This window comes from Paenibacillus sp. P3E, assembly GCF_001909045.1.
Taxonomy (GTDB): Bacteria; Bacillota; Bacilli; order Paenibacillales; family Paenibacillaceae; genus Paenibacillus_AQ; species Paenibacillus_AQ helianthi.
The window spans coordinates 86,370-92,862 of sequence record NZ_LVWH01000126.1 but is presented as its reverse complement, the minus strand read 5'-3'; the positions used below and the strand labels follow the sequence as shown (position 1 = coordinate 92,862).

General features: G+C 50.2%; 7 protein-coding genes. 1 reads left to right on the top strand and 6 read right to left on the bottom strand.

Going from position 1 to position 6,493, the window contains the following annotated elements:
- Positions 1-12 precede the first annotated feature (12 nt).
- Positions 13-1,095, bottom strand: coding sequence for a 3-isopropylmalate dehydrogenase (gene leuB, locus A3842_RS11970; RefSeq protein ID WP_074101563.1), 1,083 nt, complete (start codon positions 1,093-1,095; stop codon positions 13-15).
- A gap of 275 nt (positions 1,096-1,370) precedes the next feature.
- On the opposite strand from leuB, the gene A3842_RS11965 reads away from it, so the two are divergent.
- Positions 1,371-2,351, top strand: a complete 981-nt coding sequence (locus A3842_RS11965; protein ID WP_074101570.1) for an aldo/keto reductase — start codon at positions 1,371-1,373, stop codon at positions 2,349-2,351.
- A gap of 185 nt (positions 2,352-2,536) precedes the next feature.
- On the opposite strand, the gene A3842_RS11960 is transcribed toward A3842_RS11965, so the two are convergent.
- The 5 genes from A3842_RS11960 to A3842_RS11940 form a co-directional block, all read right to left on the bottom strand.
- Complete coding sequence (locus A3842_RS11960) at positions 2,537-3,628, bottom strand: DUF4097 family beta strand repeat-containing protein (RefSeq protein ID WP_074101562.1); 1,092 nt, start codon at positions 3,626-3,628, stop codon at positions 2,537-2,539.
- Positions 3,629-3,647: 19 nt separating this feature from the next.
- A complete protein-coding gene (locus A3842_RS11955) occupies positions 3,648-4,145 on the bottom strand; it encodes a hypothetical protein (protein WP_074085837.1) in 498 nt (165 codons plus the stop codon).
- Positions 4,146-4,182: 37 nt separating this feature from the next.
- Positions 4,183-4,638: an anti-sigma factor family protein gene (locus A3842_RS11950; RefSeq protein WP_074085838.1), complete on the bottom strand. Its 456-nt coding sequence runs from the start codon at positions 4,636-4,638 to the stop codon at positions 4,183-4,185.
- Positions 4,635-5,177 carry an RNA polymerase sigma factor gene (locus tag A3842_RS11945; protein ID WP_074085839.1) on the bottom strand — a complete coding sequence of 181 codons (543 nt, stop codon included), beginning with the start codon at positions 5,175-5,177 and terminating at the stop codon, positions 4,635-4,637. The genes A3842_RS11950 and A3842_RS11945 overlap by 4 nt, the downstream gene beginning before the upstream one ends.
- Positions 5,178-5,418: 241 nt before the next feature.
- Positions 5,419-6,171: a collagen binding domain-containing protein gene (locus tag A3842_RS11940; protein WP_074101561.1), complete on the bottom strand. Its 753-nt coding sequence runs from the start codon at positions 6,169-6,171 to the stop codon at positions 5,419-5,421.
- Positions 6,172-6,493 lie beyond the last annotated feature (322 nt).

Here is a 6,493-nt window from a genome sequence, read left to right as displayed (position 1 = left end):
CTGGATTACATCCTAGGCTTTACGGATAGCGGCAACAATGAGATCACCCATCTCTGTAGTGCTGATAGCCTTACTCTTGTCTACAGCGATATCACTGGTACGGTGACCGGCATCAAGCACTTCTGCCACTGCAGCTTCAATGGCCGCTGCCGCTGCCTCATAACCAAAGGTCATACGGAACATTAGAGCGAGCGACAGAATCGTAGCGATCGGATTTGCCAGGCCTTGTCCGGCAATATCAGGCGCAGAGCCGTGTACCGGTTCATACAGACCGTAGCTGCCTTCGCCCAGCGATGCCGAGGCGAGCATACCAATCGAACCGGTCAGCATCGCTGCTTCATCACTCAGGATATCGCCAAACATATTCTCAGTCACAATAACATCAAAGCTGGCAGGACGACGCAGCAGCTGCATAGCGCAGTTATCAACGAGCACATGCTCCAGCTCTACTTGCGGATATTCCGGAGCAATTCTGTTCACAACCTCACGCCAGAGGCGTGAAGTCTCGAGAACATTCGCCTTATCGACACTTGCCAGCTTGTTGCGGCGTTTGCCGGCAATTTCAAAGGCCTGGCGCACGATGCGCTCCACTTCCGTAACATTATATACGCAAGTATCCACAGCTTCTTCGCCGAATTCACCTTGACGGCGCAGCTTGTCTCCGAAATAAATGCCGCCGGTCAGCTCGCGGACCACCATAAGATCCGTACCTTCCAGCACTTCCGGTTTCAGTGTTGACGCATCCTTCAGGCAATCAAAAACGACAGCCGGACGCAGATTGGAGAACAATCCCAGCGCCTTACGGATACCCAGCAGGCCAGTTTCCGGACGCAGTTCCTTCGGGTTATTATCCCATTTCGGTCCACCGACTGCACCCAGCAGCACGGCATCCGCCTTGCGGCAGATCTCGAGTGTGTCCTCCGGAAGCGGAGTTCCCCGTTCATCAATGGCGATTCCGCCAAAGAGTGCCTGCTCGGTTTCAAACGCATAACCAAACAAATCTTCCGTTTTTTTCAATACTTTCAACGCTTCTGCCACAACTTCAGGTCCGATACCGTCCCCGGCGATTACGGCGATTTTTTTGACCTCGCTCATTCCCGTCACTCCTCTGATTTCTGCTGCTCGCAGACATAGTTCTTCTGTATATTGTTGTATCATACCTAAGCCCAAAGGACAAAGATATAGATTCTATGGGAGTGATAGGCCCAGCCTATAACGCAAAGTAAATGAAGACGGGCCATTGCACTAGCGGTTCCCCACCCGGCAGGGCCTGTCTGTTCATTTGCTCTTGTTTCTTAAGTTGTTTACAATAAGTATGTACTTATCTAGATAACCGGCTTGGCCATTACAGTTAGAGGAGTTGTTGTGTGGTGCAGTACGCAAAGCTTGGAAAATCAGGTATGAAGGTAAGCCGCCTTTGTCTCGGAACGATGAATTTTGGTCCGATTACGGATGAAAAGGAAGCTTTCCGCATTATGGACGCCGCACTGGATGCGGGGGTCAACTTTTTTGATACGGCCAATGTGTATGGCTGGGGTGAGAATTCCGGACTTACCGAGACGATCATCGGACGCTGGTTCAAGCAGGGCGGCGGTCGGCGGGAAAAGGTAGTACTGGCCACCAAAGTCTACGGCGCCATGAGCGACAAGCTTGACGGCCCTAATGATGAAAGCGGTCTCTCGTCCTATATTATCCGGCGGCATCTGGAGGGCTCGCTCCAGCGTCTGCAGACTGATCACATTGAGCTGTATCAGATGCACCATGTAGACCGGAGTGTCTCGTGGGATGAGCTGTGGAGCGCCTTTGAACTCGCAGTGAGCCAGGGGAAAATCGGCTATGTCGGCTCCAGCAACTTTGCCGGCTGGGATATCGCAGTGGCGCAGCAGGAAGCCAAAGCCCGGGGATTCCTGGGGCTTGTATCGGAGCAGCATAAATACAGCCTCACCTGCCGTCTGCCGGAGCTGGAGGTTCTTCCTGCATCCCAGAACCTCGGTCTGGGGATTATCCCCTGGAGTCCGCTCGACGGGGGACTGCTGGGACGCAATGCGCTCAAGAAAATCGAGGGCAGCCGCAGCGGCGGGAACGCGGATCGGGTAGAACAGCACAAGAACCAGCTTGAAGCTTTTGCCGAACTCAGCCTTGAGCTTGGCGAACCGCAGGACAACATCGCTCTGGCCTGGCTGCTGGCAAATCCGGCAGTCACGGCACCAATTATCGGACCGCGGACGCTGGAGCAGTTCGAAAGCGCACTGCGCAGCCTTGAAGTTGTTCTGGACGAGTCCGTACTGAAGCGTCTGGACGAGCTCTTCCCTGGCCCGAGCGGTGCAGCACCGAAGGCCTATGCCTGGTAGAGTGAATTCTATGTGAGCAAATCGCGGTCATGACTGCTGGAGCAAGTGCGGGTTAACAAGCAGAAGCAACAGGCGGGGAGCAGATCCCTCACTTCACACCTTAAAAAAGAAGCTGTTGTTCATGGCAGTCATTCTGCCAGGCACAACAGCTCTTTTTATCCGCATCCGGTCTAAACTCCTAGTTATTATTCTGCCGTATCCACTGTCACTGATCCGTTACTCGTAGACAAGGAGACTTTGTGCGTCCCGCTCCCGAGCACAGCAGTTCCGTGACTGTTATCGTCACCATCCCATTTGACATTCCCTTTCAGAGAGCCGTTGCTGGTATCTGCAGTAATCGTTGCATCGGTAACAGCTGGCAGGCCCACTACAATCTTGCCATTGCTGGAGGAACACTCCCATCCGTCGGTGATCGCCGAGTTAATCGTGATCTTGCCGTTGCTGCTCTTGGCATACAGCGAACCGTCGATATTGCCAAGATTCAGAGCACCATTGGAGCTAACCAGCTTCACTTCACCCTGCACATTCTGCACAGTTAATGTCCCATTGCTGGTGTGCGCATCTACACCGCCGGCTACATCATGAATGTCCAGTCTTCCATTACTAGTGTTCATTTCAACACCAGACTTCAAATTTCCAGCTTCAATCGATCCGTCACTGGTTTCAACCTCTACTGCAAGATTGCTGGGAAGGTTGACATTTATATAGGGATCTTTGAAATTAAATCCAATATGAATGTTGGAGAGCCAGCCGGAATCCCCTTCAAGCTTCATAGTCAAGGTGTCTCCTTCGGCTACAACTGACCACTTCTGCTCCAGTGCGCTTGACCCTTCACTTTCCGATTTCCCCGGCACTTCCAGCTTCCCCTCATAGTCAAGCGTATTTCCGTCCACACCGCTCAGCTTAACCTTACCGTGTGGCAGTTCAATCTTCACATTTTTGATCCCTGCCTGCACATCCACTGTTCCGTTTACCGGCACAAGCTGTGTTCTTCCAAAAATCCCGCTGAGCGAGCCATCGGCCAGCACCCTCTGGGCTCCGCTTGCTGCAACCAATACCACGATCAGGACAATAGCCCAGCCGCTAACACGGGTTTTGGCATCGGACTTAATAAATATCCGGAGCAGCGTCTCCAGCCCGAACAGTATAAGTAGTGCAGGCCAGAGATAAGCAAGCGCCTGGTAAGTAACCACATCAAATTGGGCCAGTGCAATAATCCCCCCCAACATGATGCAGCCCAAAGCTGCAGTAAAACTGCCGATCTTCCATCTCGCCATTGTTCATTTCCCCATTTCTCTATACTTTTGGATTTTTCTTCAGCATTCTCAGCCCGTAGCCGATCAGCCCCAGGGACAACAGAATGGATCCGATATTCATATCGGTGAGTAAATCCCAGAGCCCTGGAAAGGTGGTAATGATCAGCAGCAGAATGCCCGCAGTTACACAGCCAAAACCGACCCAGACCGGACTAACTTCATCATTGGGATAAGCCGGACTGGCAGGCATCCCCATACTCCAGGGCACACCGTAGCTATCAGGGTGGAACATCATACGTTCATGCTCTTCGGCAGCTATTTTCATCCACGCGGCTTTCTGAAGGGCATCAAATAATTGATAGAACCACAGAGCAGCCAATGCGAACGGGAAAACCGTTGGCATGGAAGGGATAAAGATAATACACAGTGCTGCTCCAATCATATACTCAAGACCCAATTTTTTGAAGCCTAAATACAGATGTCCGATTCCCGGAATCATAGCCAGAAGAAAGGTGAGCCAACGTCTTTTTTTGATCATATAATATCCTCCTATTTGAAGTTGCTGATATATTGATTTATTTATTTGTACCATCAGAGTTAAGCCAGGCGCTGACCGATGTGGACATATGTCCATTAATCTCAGTAATACCGTAGGCCATATCTTTGAACACCCCAAGCTGCAGCAGCAGAAAAGTCAAACCGACCGCGACCCCATAGTGTACCCAAGAGGTTCTGGGAGCTGTGCGGCGTCTTGCCATAGTTGCTCTGACTGCCCTTTCCCGGCGACCCGATTCCAGTTGTTCAATTTGCCCCATAACATCGGCAGTAATATCCGGAAAATCAAGTGTATCCAAGGACTCTTGTCCATTCTCCATTTCATTCCATAGCGCAGACATTTCTCTTGCTTCCTCCAGCCATTGTGCGCAATCGGGACAAGACTCGATGTGCAGACGGATTCTCAGCTCCGCTTCCGGAGACAGCAAGCCTTCGATATAATGCGGCATCCATTCTTTGACTGTTGCACAATTCATCGCCATTCCTCCCCGTTTTTACGCATCATCTGTCTGGCCCTGTACAGCTGTGACTCTACTGTTTTTACCGAAACGCCTTTCTGCTCGGCAATCTCCTGATAAGAGTGTCGCTGAAAATAATACATCTGCACGACCGACCGGTACGGTTCTGTGAGATGGTTCAGATTCTCGCCCAGCTCCTCCGAAGCTTCCTTACGGAGCAGCACATGCTCAGGCGTCTGCGATGTCACCCAATCATTCTCTGTATAATCCGCCGTACTGCGGTGCTTCCATTCCCTGTCATTGGCCCGTTTCCAGTCCAGGCAGGTCCGGTAAGCAATCCGGTACAGCCATGTGGAGAATGAGGATTGCCCTCTGAAGGAAGGGAGCGCCTTGTAGGCTTTGATAAAGACTTCCTGGGCCATATCCTTGGCCGACTCGGCTTCTCCTGTAATCTTGATACATACCCGATACACCATGCCTTGATAGCGCGACACCAAATGCTCAAAAGCCTGATGCTGCCCGTTTAGCACGGCTGATATCCACTCTGCCTCTTCCAAGTAGTTCTCCCCTCCTTCAGCTTCATAATATTAGACGCCGGGCCTATGACTTCCCCTGCAACTTATTTCATATTTTTTTAATCCCGGTAATTTCAAATCCTCTATTCTATATCCTACAACAAGAATACTCCATTTTTGAAGGGATACCCCTGATTATCCAGCGATAAAAGCACTCTGCATAAGCAGAATGCCGAGGATTTGAAACTTCTGATCACCGTCGGCCGCCGCATGTCCCTGCTGCTCAACGATCTGTTGGATCTGTCACAGCTTCGCGAGAGCAATATCCAATTGAAGCTGCAAAGCCTCCACATTCAATCCGCGGCTTCGGGAGTAGTCGACATGCTGGGACCGAAGGTTCACTCACTGTATAATTGGTAGCCTCAGTAGTTCCTGCGGTGCCGCTTGAGCTGGTCAGGAAATTAACCGGGAAGACTTGCAGTGAACCAGGCAAGAGCTCTTGCGTGTTGTTAAAATAATCCTTCAGCACAGCATCTGCCTGGGCAAGCTGAAGCTCATTATAGTTGTAATCAATCTCCCAGGACGTTACCTGTGTTGCCGGATTATAATCGGTGGACGATTTCTTTAAAAAGGTACCCTGCGATACGCTCACTGTCGCTGATGCTGTAACCCCCGCCTGGTTTGAACCGCTGAAGACTGCAGTATTGGTAAAGCTCGTCTTGGCAGCATCCGTTATGTCCGTAGTATATTGGATACGGTATGCCCCCGTGATCGTTGAATCATTAAAAGCAACATTCAACTTGCCGGAAGGTGTCTTTACAGCATAACGCGAAGCATCGAGCTCCGCTCCCTGTCCATCCAGCTTCACATTAAGGTTAAACACCTTGACGTCCAGCGGATCCACCAGCGCCAGGCCGGCAGGAATCGTATCGGTAACCGTTGCTCCTTGGACACTCGACAATACTTTGTTCACGTCTACAGTCCAAATAATCTGCTTGCCGTTTATGTTATTGACTGCCATTCTTTTTTTATTCATTACCAGTTGTCTCCTTCTTCTCCCCGAGTAAGATATCAGCCTTAACTGTAATCTTCACGCATGAACAATTTCTGAACAGCCTATGTACAAACCGATATATTTCTTCTATTTTCGATTGTTTTTTCACAAAAACGACAATAAATTCAGAGTTAATATCACAGATAACATTATATATAGTAACTAAAGTCACTGATAAAACGCTGATACTTTCCAGCATACTCATTGGGCAACTGAGCTATCTGTAACATCATTCGAATACTGCAGCACAAAAAAAGCCATCCGGTCAGCAGAGAGGACTCTACTGAAGGAATGGCTTCAAAAA

Coding starts and splice junctions, on each gene's coding strand:
- leuB (WP_074101563.1), bottom strand. CDS start 1,095: ATGAGCGAGGTCAAAAAAATCGCCGTAATCGCCGGGGACGGTATCGGA.
- A3842_RS11960 (WP_074101562.1), bottom strand. CDS start 3,628: ATGGCGAGATGGAAGATCGGCAGTTTTACTGCAGCTTTGGGCTGCATC.
- A3842_RS11940 (WP_074101561.1), bottom strand. CDS start 6,171: ATGAATAAAAAAAGAATGGCAGTCAATAACATAAACGGCAAGCAGATT.
- A3842_RS11950 (WP_074085838.1), bottom strand. CDS start 4,638: ATGAATTGTGCAACAGTCAAAGAATGGATGCCGCATTATATCGAAGGC.
- A3842_RS11955 (WP_074085837.1), bottom strand. CDS start 4,145: ATGATCAAAAAAAGACGTTGGCTCACCTTTCTTCTGGCTATGATTCCG.